This window comes from Ruegeria sp. CE8 (genome assembly GCF_056537465.1).
The window spans coordinates 25,034-49,499 of record NZ_JBQFRP010000021.1 but is presented as its reverse complement, the minus strand read 5'-3'; the positions used below and the strand labels follow the sequence as shown (position 1 = coordinate 49,499).

At 54.7% G+C, this 24,466-nt stretch carries 19 protein-coding genes and 1 pseudogene; 13 read left to right on the top strand and 7 right to left on the bottom strand.

Features of this window, described 5'->3' with window-relative positions:
• Positions 1–215: 215 nt before the first annotated feature.
• The 4 genes from ACR0AA_RS22745 to ACR0AA_RS22730 all read right to left on the bottom strand — a co-directional run bounded on the left by ACR0AA_RS22745 (position 216) and on the right by ACR0AA_RS22730 (position 5,064).
• The gene (locus ACR0AA_RS22745) at positions 216–1,373 is read right to left on the bottom strand and encodes an NnrS family protein (RefSeq protein ID WP_480757627.1); all 1,158 of its coding nucleotides are present in this window, start codon (positions 1,371–1,373) and stop codon (positions 216–218) included.
• Between the two features lie 1,593 nt (positions 1,374–2,966).
• Entirely contained in the window at positions 2,967–3,212 is a 246-nt protein-coding gene (locus ACR0AA_RS22740) for a hypothetical protein (RefSeq protein ID WP_480666165.1), read from the bottom strand.
• 87 nt (positions 3,213–3,299) lie between these two features.
• Complete coding sequence (locus tag ACR0AA_RS22735; RefSeq protein WP_480757623.1) at positions 3,300–3,632, bottom strand: helix-turn-helix domain-containing protein; 333 nt, start codon at positions 3,630–3,632, stop codon at positions 3,300–3,302.
• A gap of 448 nt (positions 3,633–4,080) precedes the next feature.
• The gene (locus ACR0AA_RS22730) at positions 4,081–5,064 is read right to left on the bottom strand and encodes a helix-turn-helix domain-containing protein (protein ID WP_480666163.1); all 984 of its coding nucleotides are present in this window, start codon (positions 5,062–5,064) and stop codon (positions 4,081–4,083) included.
• 268 nt (positions 5,065–5,332) lie between these two features.
• On the opposite strand from ACR0AA_RS22730, the gene ACR0AA_RS22725 reads away from it, so the two are divergent.
• The 10 genes and pseudogenes from ACR0AA_RS22725 to ACR0AA_RS22680 all read left to right on the top strand — a co-directional run bounded on the left by ACR0AA_RS22725 (position 5,333) and on the right by ACR0AA_RS22680 (position 16,540).
• A complete protein-coding gene (locus ACR0AA_RS22725) occupies positions 5,333–6,988 on the top strand; it encodes a sulfatase-like hydrolase/transferase (RefSeq protein WP_480757620.1) in 1,656 nt (551 codons plus the stop codon).
• Between the two features lie 75 nt (positions 6,989–7,063).
• Entirely contained in the window at positions 7,064–7,663 is a 600-nt protein-coding gene (locus ACR0AA_RS22720; protein ID WP_480757616.1) for a hypothetical protein, read from the top strand.
• Between the two features lie 243 nt (positions 7,664–7,906).
• Positions 7,907–8,767: a tyrosine-protein phosphatase gene (locus tag ACR0AA_RS22715; protein WP_480666160.1), complete on the top strand. Its 861-nt coding sequence runs from the start codon at positions 7,907–7,909 to the stop codon at positions 8,765–8,767.
• Positions 8,768–9,129: 362 nt separating this feature from the next.
• Complete coding sequence (locus tag ACR0AA_RS22710) at positions 9,130–9,522, top strand: LysE family translocator (protein WP_480666170.1); 393 nt, start codon at positions 9,130–9,132, stop codon at positions 9,520–9,522.
• A 157-nt stretch (positions 9,523–9,679) separates the two neighbouring features.
• Positions 9,680–9,794, top strand: a pseudogene (locus ACR0AA_RS22705) (integrase); the annotation flags it as partial.
• A 24-nt stretch (positions 9,795–9,818) separates the two neighbouring features.
• Complete coding sequence (locus tag ACR0AA_RS22700; protein WP_480666169.1) at positions 9,819–9,989, top strand: GTP-binding protein; 171 nt, start codon at positions 9,819–9,821, stop codon at positions 9,987–9,989.
• Between the two features lie 295 nt (positions 9,990–10,284).
• A complete protein-coding gene (locus ACR0AA_RS22695) occupies positions 10,285–12,819 on the top strand; it encodes a cation:proton antiporter (protein ID WP_480757610.1) in 2,535 nt (844 codons plus the stop codon).
• A 309-nt stretch (positions 12,820–13,128) separates the two neighbouring features.
• Complete coding sequence (locus ACR0AA_RS22690) at positions 13,129–13,902, top strand: TIGR01458 family HAD-type hydrolase (RefSeq protein WP_480666158.1); 774 nt, start codon at positions 13,129–13,131, stop codon at positions 13,900–13,902.
• A gap of 68 nt (positions 13,903–13,970) precedes the next feature.
• Positions 13,971–14,615, top strand: a complete 645-nt coding sequence (locus ACR0AA_RS22685) for a glutathione S-transferase (RefSeq protein ID WP_480666168.1) — start codon at positions 13,971–13,973, stop codon at positions 14,613–14,615.
• Positions 14,616–14,980: 365 nt separating this feature from the next.
• On the top strand, positions 14,981–16,540 hold the full coding sequence (locus ACR0AA_RS22680) for a class I adenylate-forming enzyme family protein (RefSeq protein WP_480666157.1): 1,560 nt from the start codon (positions 14,981–14,983) through the stop codon (positions 16,538–16,540).
• A 310-nt stretch (positions 16,541–16,850) separates the two neighbouring features.
• Here ACR0AA_RS22680 and ACR0AA_RS22675 read toward each other — a convergent pair whose 3' ends face one another.
• Genes ACR0AA_RS22675 through ACR0AA_RS22665 form a run of 3 tightly spaced genes read right to left on the bottom strand, consistent with a single transcriptional unit; the run spans position 16,851 to position 20,155 of the window.
• Positions 16,851–17,537, bottom strand: a complete 687-nt coding sequence (locus ACR0AA_RS22675; protein WP_480666156.1) for a c-type cytochrome — start codon at positions 17,535–17,537, stop codon at positions 16,851–16,853.
• Positions 17,524–18,855: a sulfite dehydrogenase gene (soxC, locus tag ACR0AA_RS22670; RefSeq protein WP_480757604.1), complete on the bottom strand. Its 1,332-nt coding sequence runs from the start codon at positions 18,853–18,855 to the stop codon at positions 17,524–17,526. The genes ACR0AA_RS22675 and soxC overlap by 14 nt, the downstream gene beginning before the upstream one ends.
• A gap of 37 nt (positions 18,856–18,892) precedes the next feature.
• On the bottom strand, positions 18,893–20,155 hold the full coding sequence (locus ACR0AA_RS22665; RefSeq protein ID WP_480757600.1) for a c-type cytochrome: 1,263 nt from the start codon (positions 20,153–20,155) through the stop codon (positions 18,893–18,895).
• A gap of 919 nt (positions 20,156–21,074) precedes the next feature.
• On the opposite strand from ACR0AA_RS22665, the gene ACR0AA_RS22660 reads away from it, so the two are divergent.
• From ACR0AA_RS22660 to ACR0AA_RS22650, 3 genes are all read left to right on the top strand, one after another.
• Complete coding sequence (locus ACR0AA_RS22660) at positions 21,075–21,659, top strand: ANTAR domain-containing response regulator (RefSeq protein WP_480666153.1); 585 nt, start codon at positions 21,075–21,077, stop codon at positions 21,657–21,659.
• The gene (locus tag ACR0AA_RS22655; RefSeq protein WP_480666152.1) at positions 21,656–22,825 is read left to right on the top strand and encodes an ABC transporter substrate-binding protein; all 1,170 of its coding nucleotides are present in this window, start codon (positions 21,656–21,658) and stop codon (positions 22,823–22,825) included. Before ACR0AA_RS22660 ends, ACR0AA_RS22655 begins: the two co-directional genes overlap by 4 nt.
• A gap of 270 nt (positions 22,826–23,095) precedes the next feature.
• A complete protein-coding gene (locus tag ACR0AA_RS22650; protein WP_480666151.1) occupies positions 23,096–24,460 on the top strand; it encodes a CmpA/NrtA family ABC transporter substrate-binding protein in 1,365 nt (454 codons plus the stop codon).
• Positions 24,461–24,466: the final 6 nt, after the last annotated feature.

The window sequence follows — 24,466 nt, the reverse complement described above, 5'->3', positions numbered from 1 at the left end:
GCGCCATTTGCGCATCCGCAAGCCAGAAGAGATCAGACTTGTTCACCGCTCGTTTTTGAACCGTGAATCACGCCGTAAAACGGAAATCAATGGGTCCCGACGCTAGTATAGAGCGCGACCTTGATGAACCTCTCGACATGGGGCGCTGAACGGATTGGCCCTTCCGTTCCATATAGCGTAGAGTAAATCTCTCTTGATCAGGGTAAATGAAGCGGTCATGCGCTTTCAGAAATGCCATCGGTGGTTCGCTTTGGACCGCTGAATACTGGCCGCGGCGCGGGGTGGAGTAACGCCACGCCATGCCTCAGCAAGAAAATGGCCCAGGCAATACACCAGATCAGGGGCACCAATGCGTACCCTTGTGCATCGGTCGGGGCGAATACCCGCAAAACAGCAGCTACCCACAAAAACGCGAAACCGCCTTGGTCGATCAAAGACGGCTGCAATTGACTGCCGCGTTGCGCCACAGCACGCGAAGCGACAGCATAGATAGAACAGGCGATCGCCCCAGCGGTTAACGCATGCAGAGCTGCGCTGTCGGGCACCTTCCCCAAATCTGCCCTGCTCAGTACCACCAACAACAGGCCTAATGGCAGCCAAAAGTAGGCCAGTCTAAGCATGCTTAGTAAAGCGTCCCTGAAAGTGTCTGTAGAATGCCAAATCAACAATCGGGCGGCCTCGGTTGCGGCTGCAACTATCAGACCTGCAAAGACCCAATAGGATGCGCTTCCAATTGTGTCCAGAATGAGTGTGACGAGGAGTGCCGCCGCAGAAGCGTATCCGCACAGCTTCGCCAATTTGAAGCGCCTGGAGTAAGGAGCGGTGCAACTCAGCCTGTTCCAGGTAAAGGCGGCAACCATACGGCCGCCGACGACCGACAGCAGGGCGGCAAATCCCAGTACCGGGATGGACGGCATAGTTCCGCCGCGAAGCACTGCGATCTGGATACAGGTCATCGTTAGCGCAAAAAGCGCAAATCCCACACCTTTTATGGATGGGCGTCGCAAGGCCGCACACGCAAGGGTCACCGTGACAAAGCCCATAAAGGCTGCTGTTCCAAACACAACCACGGCGGGATCGGTTCCAATTGCGCCTGCCGCAGTCAGCCGGGCAAGGAGCCAAAGAACCAAAAGGAGAGCAACACTCCGGGCCGACATACGAGCTCTACTGGACCAGCTTGGCATCGCAGTCAGCACGTAGCCAGCAAACATGGCTGCGGCGAACCCAAAGACCATTTCGTGCCCGTGCCACGCCCACCGGTTACCAAACGGCGAATTCGTCAGATCTATTCCCGAGTTCCAGCCGACGATGCCTACCCCCACGATTGCCCAGGTCGCGCCAGCAAGAAACATGGGTCGATGGGGCATCACCATTGGACAGTCCCAACTGCGTGACAATGCCGGATTGTCGGTGATGAGGCGACGGTATCCGGCCTCTCCGAGAAAGAAGCCGTTTCTAAGGTGGGCGTGGTTTCTGAGTACTGTTTCAACTCCATTCGAACCCGATCGCGCCAGACTTTGGCCTGACAGACAACCAAAATGCGCCAAAAGCCCCTTGGTTCTCCTTCTGTTTGGTTCGAAAGCTCATCATCTAGTTTCTTTGCGAGTAAAAAGTGTATCTGATCATCTATGCGGAAATTACCTAGCCAAACCACCCGGTATTTCGAGCGCTGAGAAGGGCATCAAAGTGCTAGGGTACTACTTCTGGCTTTGCAACGGGCAAGTTTTTGACTGGCCCAATCAATCCAACCAAAAGGCATAGAAAGCGAAAATTGCTCTAGGACTGAAGAGAGCCGCCGATCTTCAAGCGCGACATCTCGAAGCCGGAGGGGACCGCTGGTTTGCCCTCGATTTTGCTCGACTCGCAGGTCTGCGTCGCTACGTGAAGCGTGGAAAAAGTTGTTCAAGGTTAATGCTTACGAAAGCCATACCGGGCCCCAAAACCCGTCTCACGACATTTCGATGTTTATGAACCTGCACGGCATCAACAATGATGCCCTCTAGGGCGGGAGAGTGGCAAGATCAGGGCGCTTCACAAACCATTATATAGGAAACTGTGCCAGTTGTTGTGAACTAGGTGTTTGATCCCAAGGTTTGATAGTCGGATCCATTCGATGGAATGGAAGGATGCCTTATGGGACAGATACGTCACGGCTGCGTCACGACATAGGATACTGGTTCGGGATAAGATTTGGAATTACTGCGTTTTCTCATGATTTTGAGCACCCCAAAATCCGTGTTAACCTCGTGGCAAGTTTCGTTTTTCGGCGAGGTTCGGCGATTTCCTCTCCGAATGCGCGAAATAAAGCCACCGGATCGAGCGTCGGACCTTCGTGCCTGCGTTACCGTGGAACAAGCCCACCGCCGCTTATCCCTGTACCGTCAAAACCTGTATCGGCAAGGAGTAGCACGTACCCCAAAGGTTCCAACTAAGTCAGTCGGGTCTGGCTCGCCAGAGACTCACCAGTATCTCCCGCTTCAAAGTTAACCGATCCTTTTTCAGCCGGGTTGAAAAACCCAACTTTTTCTCGATTTTCGGCTCCATTTCCGTGGGTTTCATGCACGACGGCAAAATCGCTTGACGCTCCATCGTTGAGCGCGCAGTTTCAGCCAAAAAAGGGATCACTGTCGACGTTCTCTGCTACATGTAACAGTACACAAGATTCAGTTCTAAGTATCGCCCAGAATTGAAGCTCTTGGCTGGACGTTTCCTGCATATGACCAATTGTCAGACGGAAGTTAGGTTTTTCCGAAACGGTCGGCATAAGCTTTCATGAGCTCAGGGCTGCGTCGGGCAAAGAGTGAATTGGGTATGTTTTTACCGGCGAGACGCCAGAATTCGAGACCTGTGGCGTTATAGTTTGGACCGATGAATTGGAAACTAGGATCCTTGCAAAGCTGATGCCCTATTGGGCTTGCGTCGATGGCGGCCAGATCCTTTAGATAAACCTCCCTTTCCACGAGGTCTTACAAGACTTTCACAAACCCATTTAGCAGATGATGCGCAGATTTTTGATGCCCGTGCGCGATGTAGACACCGGCGCAATAGCCGAAATAGTTGCCGGGAAGAACCGGGCGTCGAAGGGCTCCCAGACTGAATTCAGCTTCAACCAGTCGGCACTCGCGGAACCTGGCTTCCAAATCTTCATCCAGGAAAACAAGCGAGATATGAGCGGCCAATTCGTCTCCAACCATGACGTAAACGCCGGACATCGCCCCATTCTTTAGAATCTCCGCCCAGATGGGATCGCAAGCGGAGAACCCGTCGGGAAACTCATGAGCACTAGCGAGTTCCAAGGCCTAAACTGCAGCATCGGCAAATTCGATAGATCCGTATTCCAATGCCACTTCATGTTCGCAAAGAACCCGGTAGGAGTCGTGCTTTTCATTTGAACGGATTTCCCAATCCTCACGGCAAGCCACAACTTCGCCTTGCGTCCATCCGAGCTTTTCTATCAAAAGGTGTTCTAGGTCACCTCTGATGTACGACAGTGACCGTTCATATTTGCTGATCGCATCTACACTTAACCCTCGCAAAACAGCCAATTGTTCCTGTGACATTCGACCGCGCTTGCCGTTGCGAGCTCGATAGCTTCGAAGTTTGTCGGCGAAGATGGGAGATGAGGCGGTCATGTTGTCTCCGAAACGGTGGTGCCGCTGCTTATCAATATGCCTGACAATAGGTGATTGCCCAAGTGACTTACGGATGACTTACGGGTTTTGGCGGATCACGTCCGTGTCCAAGTTCCTTAAAACGAGCCAAGCTCGACGCATAAACAGAGAAGGAACATGCCATGTCACGTCGCATAAGTCAGCTACCCGGTTCGCTCGACGCAATGTTCGTTGGGTTTGCTTCCGGCCCCAAAACCCGGAGCCGTCGCAGACCTGACACCAGTTATCCAAAGCGAATGAGACGAGATGGGCCTGTGTCCCCAATGCGCCGCCATCGGTTTACGGGAAATCTTGACGACTAGATCGGAGCCACCATTTGTGAATTTGCTGCAGAAGTCCGATTGCTGACATCTCCAGCCCGAAGCAGCCCTAAGAAACCATTCTTTGTAATTCTCACTGTAGGCGGATTTTACCGGTTCATCCGTTTCTTTAATGTCTCTGACGGCAACTCGCCAAAGAACGAGCGATAATCCCGTGCGAATTGACCCATGTGCCAAAATCCATGGTTATTAGCAACGTCAGCGATTGACTCCCAGGACGACCCATTGAGCAACTCCTCTCGAACGTTATCCAGCCGCAGCCTGACATAGTAAGCTTTCGGACCTTGCCCGAAGCGCTCTTTGAACGCGCGATTTAGGGTGCGTAGAGAAGCTCCGCTTTCGACGCATAGTTCTTCGATAGAAACCGGTGACGCAAAATTGTCCTGCATTATTTCCAATGCTCGGTCGAGAGCCCGGCGTCTGGTTTGGGCCGTACTCTTGTCTTGATGGGCTTCGCTATTTGTCAGGATATTCAGCACTCCAAGCATGAGCGCTTCGTCAACGCCTTCGGTCCATTGCTCCTCGGGATTGCCGAGCAAGCTCGCTATCTCACGCTCCAACCAGTCCATCCTGCGCGCGTTGTCTTCGGATAGCAGCAATCTGACCGCTGGACCGCCCGTTGCCAGGTTATATCCGCAAGACTGCGCAAGTTTTTCGAAACAAGAGGTGTTGAACGAAACAACGTTGCCAAAAAAACGGTCCGTAGACACGCCATCAAAACCATCATTGTTCCCGAATGTGAGGAACGCGTCATGCTCCATGTTGCAACCTTGCCACGAATTGACTGTGCCACGGCGGGAGATACCAAACGTGCTCCAGCCATCGGGTGAGACACCTCGTTGGTGGACTGCCGCATCTAACGAGATCTTCAACACAGAAGAAGTCCGGCTGGTACGAACAGCTAACTGTGTTGTCAGAGGACCTGCGTCCAATTGACGAAAGTCCATTTCCCATGGCGTCATTTCCGCAAGGTCATTTGGGTGCATCAGGTTCAGCCGGATCGCACGTGAACTGTTTTCACCCATGTTATCGACAGAATTAGACAAGTTTGGCCGATTTTTGATGTGGTCCATTCCGGCATCCTGACAGTTTACCGGAAAAGAAAACTAATCCGATAGGGACTGAGTCAAGTGACACATCAAATCCCCAAGCCGCCTATGGGTCGGCCTCGCCTGCCGATCTCCGACGCTCGTTCGGAGAGGGTTGTGACTTTTCTTACCCCACCAGAGTACCAGCGCCTAACGGAACTGGCCAATCAATCCGAACAATCGCTGTCGGCCCAATGCCATGACTTGATTGCTGAGGCGTTGAAACAAGTCGCCACCAACAGGAGAACCCGTAATGAAGACTAGGCTAAAACAAGTTGCGTCGGTAACAGCCGTGCTGACATCACTCCTGGGCGCGCCGGTTGCCGCACAAAGCGAACCAATAATTCACGACGGCGAATTTTCGTACTTGCGAGCCCAATTCGGCGAACAATGGGATGCGCAAGATGCGGATATCGAGACAAGGCTAACTGAAATTCGTGACGCCAATGGTGGTCAGCCACCTAACTTTCTGTACATCCTGATTGATGACGTCAGTTTCGGCCAGATGGGCAACCGGACAATGAACTACGTCACTGGTTTTGACACACCCAACATCAATGATTTTGCATCAGAGGGCATGTCTTTGATGCGAATGTATACAGAGCCGTCCTGCACACCCACGCGTACGGCAATGCTGACAGGCCGCCACCCAGTTCGCGCGGGTGTCGAGGAGGTCAAAGTTGCCCTTGTTGGAGAAGGTCTCTCTGCTGAGGAAGTAACGATTGCCGAAATATTGAAAGAAGAGGGCTACAACACTGCGCACGTCGGCAAATGGCACCAGGGGGACATCGAGCAGGCATATCCGCATAACCAAGGTTTCGACTGGGCAGCATTTCCCCTGCATCAACAGGTCCAACTCAGCCTGATGACACGTGATGCGATGGTCGCCAACAATATGCTCGGCTATCATCCATCCGGCCAATCCAACCAGTTTCAACTGGATGAGCGTTTTAAGCCATACGGCCTAGTAACGGGCGTCGAAGCTGTGGCCGGAGGTCAGGCACGCGAAGTAGACTTGGAGCCGGGCGAGGAGTGGACGCAGGCCAAATACGAAGAGATGAACCTTCGGTATCAGCAACAGGCATTGGAACAGCTAGAACGGTTAGCCGCCAGCGATGAGCCGTTCTTCCTGCAATACTGGCCGCTGTATCCGCTGAACTTTGCTTATCCTGATGAGGCCGTATCTCGGAATGGCGGCTTTCACGCGGATAAACTCCAAGTTCTCGACGCATGGATCGGGGATGTCTTGGCCAAATTGGAAGAAACCGGCAAGGCAGACAACACAATTGTCATGATCATGGCCGACAACGGATTGATGTATCATTACGAGGGAACATCCGGTCTGAACCAGCTCATCTATCGAGGGGGCAAGACACAACATCTGGAAGGCGGGGTTCGGACAGACGCGTTCATCAGATGGCCCGGTGTAATCGAAGCGGGAAGCGCTGCCGGTGACATTGTTCACGTATCAGATTTGTTTACGACCTTCGCCCGAATTGCGGGTGCGACGGACCGAATTCCGCGCGACCGTGTTATTGATGGGGTCGATCAAACGGCACTGCTTTTGGAAGGCGAAGGCAATTCCCGACGCGACTATGTCTACATTTATGAAGGGCCGGTACTGCGTTCTGTCGTGAAGCAGGAGTTCAAAATGCACTTACCAGCGCCGGGACAGCCCGGAGCTGCAGCCCCGGTTTATAACGTCTATCGTGACCCGCGGGAAGAGCATCCCCTAGTGGGGTATTCGCTGTGGTCGGGTGCTTCGTTTCAAGACATGGTGAAGCGACACCAAAAGACCATCGAAAAACACCCTCATAATCCGCTTGGCAAGGGCGTCCCATATGAAGGGATCGAAAACCTCCGGCCCGAAAGTGAACTGGCCCGCGAAGTGTTCTCAAGCTGGCAATAAACCGATCCAAGTGGGTGTAGGGGCTTGAACCGCTGCACCAGCGCCCGAGTTGGGACAATCGCAAAGGCCCCGAAAATGAACACTAGCTCTTTGGCTGACCGAAAATGGCGATTGTCCGCGATGGCTTGCGCCCTTTGGATTGCGTTTGCCTCATCCGCACGTGCAGAAAACCCGACCTGGGAATTCACGGGCTACCTGTATCTTTGGGGACCCGCCTTGAGCGGAGAAACAACGACGGGGACCAACATCTACATCAGTTTCAGCGAGATGTTAGACAACCTGAACTTTGGCCTGATGGGTGCGGTGGAAGCGCGGCGCGGAAAATTCTCGGTCTTTGTTGACGGTTTGTATCTCAATTTGGGCAATGACCAGAATTCTGCCGCTAGTCCGGGTATCCCGGCACCCGGAGACGTCGATGTAAAAGGCACGGTGTTCACTGGTTCGGTCGGGTACGACATAACTGAAACACAAGATGCGCGCTTTTCAATACTGGGCGGAATACGAAGCTTAAACTTTGAAAACACAGTCAGCATCGCTGTCGCGGGCGGATCACGGCGCATTTCCGGCAAATCAACAACTGGGATGCTATCGACGGCTTTTGCTGGACACAGCAACTCACTGACCGTTGGGGGCTATCTTACTACGCCGATATCGGCACCGGAGACAGCGACCTGACAACCCAAGTAAGCCTGGCGGCGAACTACAGGATTAACAATTGGGATCTCGTGATGGGCTATCGGTATCTCGATTGGAATATTGGCAACTCGCGGTCGATCTCGGACTTGACCCTTGACGGTCCATTTGTCGGCGCAAGGTTTGATTTTTGAAACCGGAGCAAATCAGCACCTTTGTTTCATCGAACTCAAGTCTGCGCCTGACGGAGAACGGACCTAATGATCACTTGAGAGGAGGAAGCAAATGACCATCCTACGAATGTTGACCTTGGCCGCCGCTCTTACATGTGGTGGAGCCTTCAACTATGCACTGGCTTCTGAAGACCGCGTCATCCCCATTGAGGGCGTAGCAAACACACGGGATCTTGGCGGCCTGAAGACCGACGATGGGCGTTCTGTCCGTATAGGGCAGCTCATACGTTCCGGCGAAATAGATGGCATGGGCGCCGACGGGATGACTCTGTTAGAAGACCTCGGAGTGACGTCAATCGTTGATCTCAGAACCACATTGGAAGCGACTGCTCATCCGATCCTCTGGCCGGACGGACAAGGACCCGCGCGCTACAATTTTCCCGTTATGGAAAAAGAAGCTCAGATGATTGATGATATGCGCCACGATATTAAGTCTGGAACGGCTACCGAAGCTGTTACAGACGCGCTTTTCTTTGATGCCTTCGGATACATCCCGACCGATTATACTACTGAGTTGCGTGGCTTGTTCGACGTCTTGATCAACCAGCCGGAGGGTGAAGCCGTTCTTTACCATTGTTCGGGTGGGAAAGATAGAACCGGCGTTGCAACGGCCATGGTCCTCAGTGCATTGGGGGTCACGCGAGAGGACATCGAAGCTGATTTCATGATGAGCAATGTCCTCAAAGATGCTGACAACGCGTCTGTGAAGATTGCTGACCAAGTGAATGCCGAACACGGCACCAGCATGCCCCCAGAAGCTGTCTGGCCATCCTTGGGCGTTCGAATAGAGTACTTGGACAACTTCTACAGGAGCGTGAACGAAACCTATGGCTCGGTGGACAATTACTTGCATGAAGGGCTTGGCCTGACGGACGAGGACCTGGAAAAACTACGCAACCGGTACTTGAACTGATCAACCGCGCATGGAAGCTAGCGCCGCTGAAGTCAACTCGATTTAGACCTATAAAACCGTGTTTTGCAGTTCCCGCTTTGTGGGATGAAGCTGGCTTTTGGACAAGGATTGCTTAAGCTGTTCTCCGAAGGGAATTTCCGATGGAGCTAATCCGGATACTCGCGCTAGTCGGCGCTAGCACTCTCTTGGTTGCCATTCCTCGGCCGAACGTAGCATAGATTGTTGGAAACACGCTGGCGTACGGATTTTGCTTCAGCGCGATGACAGTGTTTGGCATAACTATCGGTGTGGCATTGCAACTTGTAGTCGTCGTACTTGGCCTGGCCGCGCTCCTCGAATTTGCGGCTTCTGCTATTCTATGACTGAAATGGATCGGAGTGGCCTATCTGGTCCATCTCGGCGTGAACGCATGGCGTCAGGGCATCGCGGACCTCGACATCCGAGGCGCCAGCCGTGAGCCGCTGACTGCAGTCTTTTGGCAGGGACTACGACTCGCCACGATCAATCCAAAGACGTTGGTATTCAACGCGGCTTTCCTGCCGCAGTTTGCGGTTGCCGGATCAGGCGTTTCTGCCTTGCTTATTACCTCTGCGATCTACCTTGCCGTAATCATGCTTGGTGATCTTAAGTCGGTCGCGTCTGCGCAGACGGCGCGACCCGCAGTAGCTAGGCTCAGGCGGTTGCGTCACAGGTTGACGGGTGTCCTTTTCTTTGGGTCGGGTATCGGTCTCGCTTTGGCGCGAGTTGATAGGTAAACGAATACTTCGAAACAGCAGTAAATTGCTCCGCCTTGTTTAATGGTCATTTTAGGCTCACTGCAGACATCGGAGTGAGCACAGCATCCTGTGATATCGTCGCTCGTCAACGTCGGGTTGTCGTTGTGGGAGAGTAATGCCGATCAGCGGATCAGTCGTGGAAACAACAAACTTACCTGCCATTCGAGCGCTTCGCCCAGTTTGGAACAAAGGACGTATCGTTGGTCAGAAGCAGCCGGAAAAAACCAAAACATGTCTGGGCAATCCGAGTTCTACGTAAGGGTTTTGTTTTCAGCGTGGAAGATCCGGATCATTGCATTCTTGTTCAGATCGTCGGAAAAAGAATGGACATTGCCCGGGAAGGCGCATGGGGTGATCGAAAACACGAAACAAAGCTCGTTGCGATTGGTACGCCGGGAGCCGTTTCAGAACGCACACTTTCCGATACGCTTTTGGAGATGGCATAGCAGCTTACCTACCGGACGTCATGCATAACCACGCTGCAGCCAAGTCAGCAGGCATTGGCATTCACATGCGCAATGACCCAGCGGTCGCAGTCCGCGGTTCAACAACTGACCGGCTATGAGCGGTTATTCAAGCCGTTCCCTAACCGCGCAGATGTCGCACTGCGGCCCGTCATTCCTGACACTCGCTGCAACTGCACAGTCTGGACGGGTGTAAATTCACAAATTCATCCCACGTAGTCGATCCGGCTTTAAAAGGTGGATTCCATAAAATCGAGTTCTCAGGTAATACGTATTGATGGATATCGTCGTCATTACGACCATCATAACTTCTCTTTTTGTAGTAATCGGCCTGGCGGAACCACTTGCCGCACGATTGCGCTTGCCTTACAGCGTTATCCTCGCCGTCCTCGGGATAGTGATTGGGCTTGGCGCGACATTCTTTCTCAACACTAACCTGACGGATGCCCTGAACCCAGGTGCGCAAGCGATTATTGATCTGCCGATCCGGTCTGACGTATTCCTCTATGTTTTCCTGCCAACACTGCTCTTTCAGGCGACGCTCGGCATGAACTTACGCAGGATGCTGGACGACTGGATGCCCATCCTGATGATGGCCGTTGTGGCAGTGATTGTAGCGACGCTTTCCATTGGCTATGCGCTCAGTTGGGTCAGTACGCTTCCGCTGGCCGCGTGCCTGCTGATCGGCGCTATTGTGTCGACAACTGATCCCTCGGCGGTTGTCAGCATTTTTCGATCGATCTCCGCACCACGCAGGCTGTCGCGAATAATTGAGGGCGAAAGCCTCCTTAACGATGCAGCTGCGATTGCGCTTTTCGGGCTTTTCATGAGCTTTGTCATGATCGGACGACCCGATCCGTTGCTAAGTGAAGCCGTGGGGCAATTTCCGCTGTTGATCGCAGGTGGAGCGCTCACAGGTTGGTTCATGGCGCGCATGGCAGTTTGGTTGATGGTTTACGTAGACCGCTGGGAAATGGCGCAGATTTCAATTTCTGTGTCGCTGCCGTATCTCGCGTATATCGTTGCAGAACAAAGCGTTGGGGCTTCGGGCGTCATTGCGGTGGTGGCCGCAGGTCTTACGCTTAACCTCACGGGCCCCGGTCGTTTGTCACCGGTTGCTTGGAGCAATCTGCAAGAAGTATGGGATCTTCTGGCACATTGGGCCGGAGCGCTGATCTTTATTCTTGCAGCATTGTTGATACCGAGATTGTTGGAAGGGGCGCGACCGTCTGATTTTGGCCTGTTGGCTGTGGTGGTTTTTGCCGCAACACTCGCGAGGGCGGCTGTTCTGTTTGGCTTGTTGCCCTTGCTCACGGCAATCGGTGTGTCACCCGCTGTGGAACCCCCCTATCGCACTGCGATGCTGTGGGGTGGGCTGCGGGGTGCCGTGACTCTGGCGCTGGCGCTGGCAGTTACCGAAAGCACGCATATCCCGCTAGAAACCAAGCGTCTGGTCGGCATCCTGGCCACTGGTTTCACCCTGTTTACACTGATTGTACAGGGCACAACCTTGCGTACAGTGATCACAAAACTGGGGCTCGACAGGCTTTCTCCGCTTGATACGGCACTTTCACGCCAAGTGGTCGCAGTGGCCTTACAATCGGTTCGCGAGGACGTATCCCGCACCGCAGAAAACTACGACTTGACCCATGATATCGTCAGAAACGAAGCTATACAGTTTAGCGAACGCCTCGACGAGGCTGTAAAGGCCGCCGAAGACAGCGCTCAGATCCTTGACCGTGACCGGATCACGCTTGGCCTTATTGCGCTGGCCGGTGCAGAACGGGATTCCGTGTTGGCCCGCATGCGAGAGCGCATCATGTCATCGGTTCTGAGCGAGAAGATTCTGTCCGACACTGATCGGCTCATTGAAGGCGCACGGACCGGAGGCAGGATCGGCTACCAACGCGCGTCAAATCGGTCCATCGTTTATGGCAAGTCTTTTCGGATCGCCGTGTTTCTGCACAATCGCCTTCGAATCTCGTTCCCACTTACTCGTATTACGACGGATCGGTTTGAACGATTGCTCATGCAACGTCTGATCCTGCGGGATCTCGACGGATTCGTCCGTGGCCGCATACGCCGGATTCACGGCCGCCGTGTTGCGGAATTGCTTGATGACCTGTTGGCACGTCGATCCGAAGCGGTCGAGGCCGCACTTGACGGTTTGCGGCTACAATATCCAGGGTATGCGGAAAAGCTGGAGCGGCGGTTCATCCGAAGGACAGCGTTGCGACTGGAAGAGCGTGAATACACGGTCATGCACGAGGACGGCCTGGTAGGTGAAGAGCTTTATTCGGTATTGATGCAGGAAGTGGCGGCAAGACGCGCCTTATCTGAAGGGCGCCCGGTACTGGACATCGCCCTGAAAAGAAGAGATCTGGTCAGGCAGTTTCCGCTATTCTCTGATCTCGACAGAGCTTCACTGAGGAAACTCAGTAGAGCTCTGCGAACCCGTTATGCCAACCCAGGTGACACCATCATTTCCAAAGATGAATTCGCCCGTAGTGTTTTCTTCATTGCTTCCGGGGCGGTCGAAGTGGAGTTCGGCAGACACACTGCGCGGTTAGGTCGTGGCGAAATGTTTGGGCAATTGGCGATGTTGATAAAACGACCCCGTCGCGTAAATGTGCGGGCGTTGGTCCCCTCGACACTGCTTGTGCTCGACGAAGCGCGTTTCCGGCGATTACTCCAGCGAAGTGAAACGATGCATAATTCTGTCAAGATGAGCGCAAACAAGCGCATGATCGACCCTGCGCTGTTGGACCTGGATGAGCGCGCAGAACCTTCTGAACAAGAGACCACTTCTTGAGAGTGTCATCAATTGGAACGGAACCGCGACAACCATAGTGTCATTTCAAGGACGCCAGTCGGGTTCGGTTTTGTTTAATGTCTGCTCCAAATCAAAGAGCTTGGTCAGTCCGAATAGCCCTTACTACCCTCAACATCTAGGACAATCGTTCCAGTTTCCGACCTCACAAATTAGAAGCGCCCGCTCCGAGGCAGAAACGACTATTACCGCATTTCAGCGGAGGGAAAGCTGGTCCAGACACCACCAGTTCCGGGCAGCCTGGCAAGTGACGAAGTTGACGCTTTGCGAAGGCTCGGGCAAAGTTTGGCTATGATCCAAACAGTTCTGGTTGATGTCTCCGGAGTTCTCTACCAGGGGGCCGAAGCAATTCCCGGGGCCGCGGAAGCGCTTACCCGGTTGCGCTCCAGCGGGCGGAACGTGAGATACCTCACCAACAGCACCCGACAGCCAAAACACCGCATCATGGAAAAGCTGTACGAGCTTGGGTTTACGATTCAGCCGGAAGAGGTGTTTACACCGGTTGCCGCCTGCCTTGATTGGCTGTCGCGCACGGGGCACAGCCCGCATTTGCTCGTCCACCCTGCACTTGAGGAAGAGTTTTCCGGCTGCGACCGCAGCGGACCGCCCGCCGTTGTTGTTGGCGATGCCGCCCAAGAATTTTCCTATGAAAACATGAACCGGTCATACCGATTATTACAGAACGGGGCACCTTTGATCGCCCTCGCAAACAACCGCATTTTTATGGATCAGGATGGACAACTGAGCCTTGATGCCGGCTGCTTCGTCAAAGCCCTTGAACACGCTACCGGCATCCGGGCTCAGTTGCTGGGTAAGCCAGATCCCGGGTTCTTCAGAGCCGCTATTGCGACCACCAGGGCCGCGCCTGCGCAGTCAGCTATGATCGGCGATGATGCTGAAAGTGATATTGCCGGCGCCTTGGCCGCTGGAATCGCAGAGGCGTATCTGGTGCGCACCGGTAAGTTTCGTGATGGCGACGAGAGCCGGTTTGACCCTGAACCGACGGCGACGGTGGCTGATATTTGCGAAGCAGTGGCCCGTTTAACCAGAGCCGGCAGCATTTAAACGGAATCTTCAACTTGACTGTCGAGGAAGGATTTGACCGTACCGGCAGAATGCAGATAAATCCTCATATGGTTCATCACCCAATCTTATGGACGTTCCGCCGCTGCCCGTATGCAATGCGGGCCCGCCTCGCATTGGTAAGTTCGGGTGTCAAAGTCGAGCTGCGTGAAATTCTTCTTAGGGACAAGCCGCAAGCCTTCTTGCAAACATCTGCAACCGGCACCGTGCCAGCACTTCGGCTTGCGGATAGGGTTTTGGACGAAAGCCTGGATATCATGATCTGGGCTCTTGAACAAAATGATCCGCAGCGGCTTTTGGACATGCCTCAGGAAGGGTGGGACCTGATCAAGGAAAATGATGGCCCGTTCAAGGCTGCCTTGGATCACACAAAATACGCCACGCGCTATCCGGAAGTTGACCATGAAAAAGAGCGCAGGAAAGCTGCAAGCTACTTGGTCAGCCTCGACGAACAGTTGAACGGTCGGTCCTGGCTGTTTGGGCGGCGCCCATCCCTTGCTGATCTGGCTCTTCTGCCCTTTGTCCGCCAATTTGCCCATATAGACAGGCAGTGGTTTGACACACAGGAATGGCCGAGTTTGATTGCATGGCTGGATCGTTTCCTGGCAAGCGAAACGTTCTCGCACGTAATGAACAAATACTCGCCTTGGGCAGAAGGTGACGCGCCACTCTGGTTCAGCGGCCAGGTTCAATGAGGCCGTCAGATCTCTGGCCGATAATCACTATCTTCCAGAAATTTCTAATCTGCTTTCCCAGAGTTGTCTGAAACTATTTGCTTACTGGATTGCAGCCTCGGCGGCATTGCCGCCAATCGAGTTTTTGGAGCGCTTCAGCGGTTTGACCTTCGTCGACTTAGGTCACCATCTTGGCATGTCCATTCGTGCCAATTAGTCCCAAGCTGCGAAGAACGGAAGCTCCCTAAGTTACCACGGTTGCAACTCCATTCCATGGAACCGCGCCATTTTGACGCCCAGGTGTTTTGGGCAGATTGGCTGGGGGCTTTTTTGCCTGGGCGGCATATTGTAGACCTAAGAACGGCTTGGATTTTTGGGAGAAAGACATGCCGGTATCCGGACCACCACTGGCTGCACCAGCAGATTTGACGGACCTGTTTCGACGGGGATTGTCAACGGATCCCGAGGCGACCGCGCTTTATGCACTGGACGAGAAATTCAACTGGCGCGAGTTGGATGCCGCCTGTACGCGGCTCGCGCTGAGGTACCTGAGCCTGGGTTTAAACCCGGGAGACAGGGTCGCCTCGATCATGCCGAACCGGGCGGCGCTTTTGGTCCATTACCTGGCATGTATGCGGGCGGGTCTGGTGGCGATGCCGCTCAACTATCGCTACACGGCTGCGGATATCGACTATGCATTGGGGCTGGCGACACCTGCAGCGCTTCTTGTTCATGCCGAGCGGGCCAAGGATGTGGCCGCAGTACCTGGCGTAGCGCAATTGCCTTTTGGAGTAATTTCGTATGCAGGTGAAATGACCAGCGCGCTCGCCTTCGAAGATCTGCTGAAAGGCGAAGGCGAAGGGACGCTACCGCCGGTTGGAGCCGAGGCTCCGGCGTTTATTTTCTTTACCTCTGGGACCACCGGCAAGCCCAAGGGTGTGACGCATAGTCATTCCAGCATGGGATACATGGTGGCGAGCAATGCGCAGGGGCTGGGCCTAGGTCCCCGGGACGTGGTTCTACCAGCCTCATGGATTTCGCATACCGCTGGATTGCGGCTGACATTTGCAGGGCTTTGGGCCGGCGCTACAACTAATGTTGCGCAACGGTTCACGCCGGACGAGCTTTTGGCGCTCTTGCGGCAGACGCGGCCAACAGTGGCGCAAATATTACCTGCGCCTTTGGCGGCGTTGCTGACAGGACACGGAGCGATGCGTGAAGATTTTGGTTCGCTGAAAACGATGATGGCCGGAGGAGACAAACCCTCGCAAAAGTTAGTCGATGCGTTCGGCGCTTTAGCCGGCGTACCGATTGGGGCGTTTTACGGGATGACAGAAATGGGAACGTCGCATTCCAACACCCACGGGGGCGCTGAAAAGCTCGGAGCAGTCGGGCTGAACAATCCCGGTTTTGTTTCGGCGCTTCACGACGAGGCTGATGAGGAGGTGCCCGTGGGAGTAGACGGTCGGCATTGGGTAAAGAGCCCGACCATGATGACGGAGTATTGGCAGAATCCCGAGGCGACAGCAGCGGCGTTTCGGGATGGCTGGCTCGACACCGGTGATTTAATGCGGCGGGACGAGGACGGCTATTTCTGGTTCCGGGGACGGCGGAAACAGATCATTGTACATGACGGGTCGAATATCAGCCCGGCGGAAGTGGAAGATGCGTTGACAGCACATCCAGCCGTTGCGGCAGCAGTTGTGGTTGGAGTGCGAGACGAAATGCACGGCGAAGATGTTTGGGGGTTTGTGAGCCTGACCGAAGGCGCGGCACCGGTACGTGTCGGAGACATCATCGACTTTGCGCGAGAACAGATTGGATACAAGGCACCGGACGTAGTGCGGATTATGAGTGCGCTGCCTTTGACAATGGGCGGCAAGCTGGATCGGATGGCCTTGAAACAGCTGGCCGCGAAAGAAAGCGGTGCTGCACATGTGCTGTAACGCTCTTGGCGGTCTATTTACAGTTTCGAACGGAATTTTATTGGGTGTTCGCACTTCCAGAGAATTCGCACTGGCAAACCGAATGACCTCTCCTGTTTGGCATCCATACTAACGCGAACAAAAATCGCTATTCACCGATTACACCCTGTAGTCCACAAACTAATCATCAGTGCCCAAAAGCCGAAGCCAAAGGGTGGTTTGGGATCCAGTCAATCTGAGTTGATTGGTCCCGGTCGCATCGGCCAGTTGCAAGGCTTCATCCCAACTTGAGGATCCTGCGGAGCGCCCCGCCACGCCGGGCTGGCGATCACTATCGAACCATGCAATCCGTTAACGGAACTGGTTTGCCATAGTTCTCGCCTGAGCCGAGCAATACGCCGGTATCATCGGGTATTGCACAATTCGACATGCAGCGAGGCGCGAACACGTCTGGACGGGCATCGCAAATGAAACCATCGACATTAGGCATTTTCACCTGCATCAGACTGTCTCGATCCAGGCTTGCTCCTGCGGGTAAGATGTCGTTCAACACTAGGACATGCGCGGTAATGGCATAAACCTCGTCATCGCTCAGTGAATGGGCCGTTGCGAAGGGCATGGCGCGGCGGACGTAATCAAAGAAGGTCGTGGCATGCGGCCAGTAGCTGCCGACAGTTTGCGCAGGCTGTTTTTCGGTATCGGTCAACGGAGGTGTTGAACCGACAAGGGTGGGAAATGCACCGCGATCCAGCAGTACCTTCACGCCTACGCCTTTTTCGCCGTGGCAGGCCGAGCATTTGTCCCTGTATAATTGACGCCCCTCTTCGGCATTACCCATTCCTTCGGGAAGCCCGGTTCCATCGGGGAAAACGTTAAGAGACCAAGCCGCCAGATCTGCTTCGGAGATTGTTCGCCCAAGGCAGAGGGGGCGATCACTGCAATCAGCAGTCTGCGCAACGGCCTGCCCATAGGTCAACAGTGGCATAATGGCGAAGAAAACCAGGTTAACCCGTCGCATTATACACCTCACCATTGCTTTCGACCCGCCATGTCTGAATGCCATTGTTGTGGTAGGATGAGAACTTGCCACGCGCTTCAACCAGTTGCTGAACGAAAGGCTGCGTATAGCCGGTCTCGTCAGTGGCACGGCTCATTAACAGCGTTTCGCTGCCGTCCCATCTCCAAGGTATGGTGAACTCAGTAAGGCATTTTGACATTACCGGCTCTGTTAGTTGCGCCGGGGTCCAATTGCGCCCGCCATCCAGTGACACATCCACCTGTGAAATCTTGCCGCGCCCAGACCAAGCGATGCCTCGGATCTGGTAGAACCCTTTTTCCGGCAGGGATTGACCACCCGATGGGAAGGTGATGATCGATTTGGCCTCCATCACCAGCGAGGATATCCATGCTTTGCCGGATTTTTGCAGATCGGTGTACTGAGCGGTTTCGAACGTCGCAAACAGGGGTTGGTCGGTCACCTCTATCCGCTGCACCCATTTGATGTTCAGATTGCCTTCGCAACCCGGAACCAGCAGCCGTACCGGATACCCCTGCTCCGGGCGCAGCATTTCGCCGTTTTGTGCAAAAGCCAGAATACAATCATCCAGCGCCCGGGCCATCGGCAAGCTGCGCGCCAATGCTCCGGAATCCGCGCCTTCGACGATCAACCACGTGGCCCTGGCTGTGTCGGCCCCTGCCTCACGCAAAAGGTCGGACAGCCGGACGCCGGTCCATTCTGCGCAGCTGAGGAGGCCGTGAATATCCTGCGCGGTCAAATATGGCGACGTTTCCTGCCCGCCATAGGTTGCTTTGCCCCAGATCAGATCGCTGTTGCCGGAACATTCAAGAAACCTGAACGTGGTGACAGTGGGAAATCGGCGCAGATCCTCCATGCTGAGTTCAAGGTTGCGGTCGACAAGCCCGTGAATGGCCACTTTATGCTTGGCCGGATCCATGTCTGCATAGCCACCGTGGGATCGTTCATAGAACAGCCCGTTGGGAGTGATTATCCCGCGCAGATCCTGCAATGGAGTCCCAGTCCAGGAGGACTCGTTCATTGGCGGAACATAGCCCTCGGGCGAGTATTCGGGAGGGGTTGGGCGACGGATCACTGTCTTTTCGAAGGATGACGGGTGGCCATAAGGATTTGTGCCGACCGGATCGCCCAGTTCGGTCGCCCACGGGCGTTGCAAGGGACCTGCCGCTGCACCCTCGGCCCCAAGCCCGGCAACCAATGTGGCCGCCGTGCCGGTGGCCACGCCGACACCGCCCGTCAGCACGCTGCGCCGTGTGACGTTGGTACCGCTTTTGGCCTGGTTATCTTGATCATCATTCATGTCAAATTCCACTTTTCCCGTTCTTGGCGGGCACCACTTATTTCAGTATTGCTTCTACGTCGGCCTCGGTGAACTTGGGCAGGTCTGGTGTTTCGGCCGCGAAGGTGTGACGCAGAAAATTGGCCAATTGTGCGATCTGCGTTGGGGTGAAACGGTCCTTGAAGGCAGGCATCGGGCTGGAATTAGGTGTGGATCTGGGATCCGGAAATCCGTTAGCGATTGCATAGAGCATATTGCGGCCGCCGACCTGCGCAATCGTGGAATTGCCTGCCAGCGGTGGTGCCCCATCTTTCACTCCCTTACCGCGCGGGCCGTGGCACATTGAACAATTGTTCAAAAACAATGCCCGCCCTTCAGGATAGGATTCTGCAATTACCCCATTTGCGGCAGCAAGTGTTAGGTTGCCAGCGACACTTGGCGCGGATGGCAAATCCAGAAGATAGGTGGCGATGGCGAGCCGGTCTTCATCGGTCAACTGCGACAGTGAATTCTCTACCACGAGATACATTTCCTTGAACGCAGTTCCTTTGGGTCCTCTCCCTGTTTTGAAGAATTCGGTCAAATATTCAGCAGTCCATCCGCGTAGTTTCAGGGCCTCTGGCCGAATATCTGGCGCTTCATAGTCTGCAAGCGGTGCCCCGGCCAGCGCCCGGTCATGCTCTGCCGCGCCAAAGATGTTATGTGGCGTGTGACAGGCACCGCAATGACCCAGCCCTTCCACCAGATAGGCACCGCGGTTCCAAGCCGCATCTCGAGAACTGTCCGGATCGAAAGTCCCCCGCTTGGCGAAGAGCACATTCCAAAAAAGCACAAGCTGCCGAATATTGAAGGGAAAGCTCAGTTCATTTTTCGGAACGTCTTGATCCACCGGTGGCTGTGTCATCAGATACGCAAATATCGCATCGGAATCTGAGCGTGTGACCAAATGGTATGATGGATACGGCATAGCAGGATAGAGTGGCTGAAAGGTTTTGTAAGAGCCATACGCGAGTATTTGGTAGAACTCGGCCGAGCTCATGCCTTTGATGCCCTTTTCAGACGGGGTAATATTGGCGGAATAAATTCCACCAAACGGGGTATCAAGTTTGAGCCCGCCTGCGAACGCAGATCCGCCCTCCGTGGTGTGGCAAGACGTGCAGTCGCCGGCCGCGGTCAGGTATTTTCCTCGTGCGATGGTTTCGGCATTGGTGGCGATCGGGTGGTTCTCGACACTAGGTACGGCCCATAGCCAAAAGAAAAGAATAATCAGCGCCACTGCACAGATGGCAATTCGAACTATAACTTTAAACAAACGCGCCATAGTTGCTTCCCGACCAGCCGTTTCGACCTCGAGGGTTTTAGGACAATGCTAAAGCCTTACCACATCTACACATATCTGTCTCGGTGCGAGGTTCAGTTAACGGAAGTTCGGTTTCTCAGGTTTGAGTTTGGACGCGTCCGGATCCTGTTTTCCCGGTCATAGTTGACTAAATTAGCGGGCGACGGATGGTGTATGTTGAGAGCTTGGAATGGGCGGGTTTGGTTACTGAGCTTTGGGAGCTTGTCACATAACTTCGGCGGAGGATGGCGGCGCTTGAGCTGGTCAAAGTAACGGTTCCGTTTCCAGCCAATGACCATGTGCAATTCAGTGGGAGCAGACAAGTCACTAGAGTTGTCCGGAACAACAGTGGACAAACTCACTCGGATAATATCGGCGCGTTCAATGTCGGCACGGATGGGGCTTGCAACTGACAGCGTAGCTTTGGGTAAATCTGCGTCAGTAAGATTGCTTCGTTAGCCACAGCTGTGGTCAGGTCAGCCGAAATCTAATCGGCTTCGGCAGATCTGCTCCTGACAAGTCAACAGAACGCACCTAAATGCGCAAAAAACGACCATCTCGAGGCGACAAAGGCCAGAGATGCACGAACAGTTTTATTCGGGCCTGTCAGATATGGCTGCGCCGCACCGAGAATATCAACATCGCGCCCGAGGCGGGATTTTGCACGCGACAGATCATTTAGGACCATGGCGTCTCTGAAAACAGATGCTGTTACCGCAGGAGTTTCCGGCCCAATCCAGGCGCACAGAAAATGTCACTTTGTACAGCGATCAAATCAAACTGCCCTGTCTTTCGGCAAGACACAAATTATCGCTGATAAATTGAGCGCTGCCGCCGCCTGAAGAAGAGTTAGAGGACTTTCTGATTGTGGTTCGCAAAATCTGGCCCCAGCCAATTCTGCATGACCCAAAACCTGACTGTCGTTGTGGTCGAGCACAACCGAGACCGCGCTTTCGCAATTGTTGATGCCTTGAAAGAGTCCGGGGATGTCGACGTCTATGTAATCGGCAACGTCTCGGGTCTTGCGCGCAAAATTGCCGCGCACAACCCCGATATTGTCCTGATCGATATCGACAATCCATCGAGAGATATGCTGGAAGAGCTGACGGTTGCTTCGGGTCCGCTTGAGCGGCCCGTAGCCATGTTCGTATCTAACGCAGCGGGTCGTTGGGCCAAAGCTGCTGTCGAAGCGGGCGTTTCGGCGTATGTCGTCGATGGTTTGACGGCGGAACGCATCAAACCAGTGATCGACACCGCCATTGCCCGGTTCCAGATGTTGCGTCAAATGCGGACGGAACTGGCCGAAACACGGCGCGCGCTGGAAGAACGTAAAGTGATCGACCGAGCAAAAGGGGTGCTCATGAAAGCCAGAGGCGTGTCCGAAGATGAAGCCTATGCCCTATTGCGCAAGACCGCGATGAACCAGAACCGTCGTGTGGCCGAAGTGGCCGAGGCTTTGGTGACGGCGTCGGGATTGTTGTCATGAGAACGGTTACCTTGCCCGTCGCCTATATGCCGCTTGTCGACGCGGCACCCTTGATCGTCGCTCGTGAAATGGGGTTCGATCATGCAGAAGGTATCTCACTGGACCTTCAACCGGCCCCCTCGTGGTCATCCCTGCGGGACATGCTGGCCTTTGGGCATGTCGACGCAGCGCATCTTTTGTCTCCGGTTCCCGTGGCGATGGCCTTGGGTCTGGGCGGCATTGCGACACCCCTTTCCGCAGTCTCTGTTCTCTCCCTCAATGGCAATGTCATTGGCGTTGGCACCCAATTGGCACGTCAACTGGCAGATCATGGCTACGGCTTTGACTTTATGAATGCCACGGCCGCCGGGTCCGCGTTGGCAAATGCAGCCGGTGACGTTCTTACATTTGGAGTACCGTTCCCCTTCTCCATGCATGTCGAACTGCTGCGTTATTGGGTGGCAGGAACCGAGCTTGCCTCGAAACAAGTCGAAATTCGCACGGTTCCGCCGCCACTCATGGCGCAAGCGCTGGCGGGCGGGGAAATTGATGCCTTCTGCGTGGGCGAACCCTGGGGGACTTTCGCCGTAGACAATAACGTAGGCGCTTTACTGCTGCCGGGTCAGGCGATCTGGACTTGCGCACCGGAAAAGGTTCTGGCCGTCAGAAATGACTGGGCTGAAACCGAGCCCCATTTACTGGGCAGCCTCATGAGGGCGGTTTGGCGCGCAGGCCGGTGGCTGTCCAACCCCGAGAGCCGGACAACCGCATCCGAGATGCTGTCGCGCAAAACTTATCTCAACGTCTCGCCAGAGTTGATTGATCGCGCGCTTTTGGGCGAATTCACGATCTCCGCGCTAGGGGAGCAGCGCCATGTGAACGGTTTTATCGAGTTCTTTGCCGGCGCGGCCACTTTTCCTTGGCGCAGCCAGGCGAAATGGGTCGCGCATCAGCTGGCGAAACGAAACGGGCTGGACCCGGCGACAGCGGAACGTCAGGCGGCCAAGGTCTTTCGCAGCGACCTGTATCGCCGGGAATTGCAGGGATTGAGTGTTGAGACACCCGGTGCCTCGGAGAAACTGGAAGGGGCACTACCCGAGTCGACGGCTGTGGCCTCGGCGACCGGCAATCTGATTCTGCCTCGAAACGTGTTTTTCGACCGGCGCATTTTCGAGCCGACCGGGTAAGTTTGCACAAAAATTTTGCAGTGCAGCATCCGCTCACGCTGCATCGCAGAAATTTCTACGCCAAATTGTCGAAAACTGATGACGCGCCAGCGTGCGACTGGCTTAATCAACTCATCGGCAGGCAACGAAGCCCACCGACAGAATTCGCCCAAAGTACTGGGCACCCAACAAGAGCAAAGCCGCTCGACCAACCGCCAACTCCTCCCGGCGGTGTGTGTCGGCGGCTTTTTTGTTTGCCCAAGGGGTTGGGCTGAACCGAAAGGGATCGAAATGAAAAAGCTACTTCTGAGCCTCGCGGCAACGACAGCGCTTGTGTCTCCGGCATTGGCTGAGCTGGAGCTGGAAAAAGACGAACTGACCTTTGGCTTTATCAAACTGACCGATATGGCGCCGTTGGCTGTTGCCTATGAGCAGGGGTATTTTCTGGACGAGGGCCTGTTCGTCACATTGGAGGCACAGGCCAACTGGAAAGTCCTGTTGGACGGAGTGATCGACGGGCAGTTGGACGGGGCGCATATGCTTGCTGGGCAACCTTTGGCCGCGACCATCGGATACGGGACCGAAGCGCACATCATCACGCCTTTTTCCATGGACCTGAACGGTAACGGCATCACCGTGTCCAACGAAATATGGGACGAAATGAAGCCGAACATCCCTGTGATGGAGGACGGCCGCCCTCAGCACCCGATCAGCGCCGAGGCACTGGCTCCGGTCGTCGAGAAATACAAATCCGAAGGCAAGCCCTTCAACATGGGCATGGTTTTCCCGGTTTCGACCCACAATTACGAACTGCGTTACTGGCTGGCAGCTGGTGGTTTGCATCCGGGCTTCTACAGCCCGGAAAACGTAACCGGTCAGATCGGTGCGGATGTGTTCCTGTCGGTGACCCCTCCCCCGCAGATGCCTGCGACGTTAGAGGCTGGTACGATCTACGGATACTGCGTGGGTGAGCCGTGGAACCAGCAGGCCGTCTTCAAGGGCATCGGCGTCCCGGTGATCACCGACTATGAGCTTTGGAAGAACAACCCCGAGAAGGTCTTTGGCATCAACGCCAAGTTCGCCGAGGAGAATCCAAACACAACTCTGGCCGTGACCAAGGCGCTTATCCGCGCCGCGATGTGGCTGGATGAGAACGACAATGCCAACCGTCCCGAGGCAGTCGAGATCCTTAGCCGCCCGGAATATGTGGGCGCGGATTATGACGTCATCGCCAACTCGATGACCGGCACCTTTGAATATGAGAAGGGTGACAAGCGCGACGTCCCCGATTTCAACGTATTCTTCCGCTATAACGCAACTTACCCGTTTTACTCGGACGCCGTCTGGTACCTGACCCAGATGCGCCGTTGGGGTCAGATCGCCGACGCGAAGCCTGACAGCTGGTATGACGAGGTGGCCAAGTCGGTCTACAAGCCCGAGATCTATCTGGAAGCCGCGCGTCTGCTGGTCGACGAAGGTTTGGCGAATGAGGCCGATTTCCCCTGGGACAGCGACGGCTACAAAGCGCCGACCCCGGCCGAGGATATCATCGACGGCATCGCCTATGACGGCCGCACCCCCAACGCCTATCTCGAAAGCTTGTCCATCGGTCTGAAGGGCGATCAAAAGATCGTCGGCTCAGACGTGCAAGGCTAATCCCAC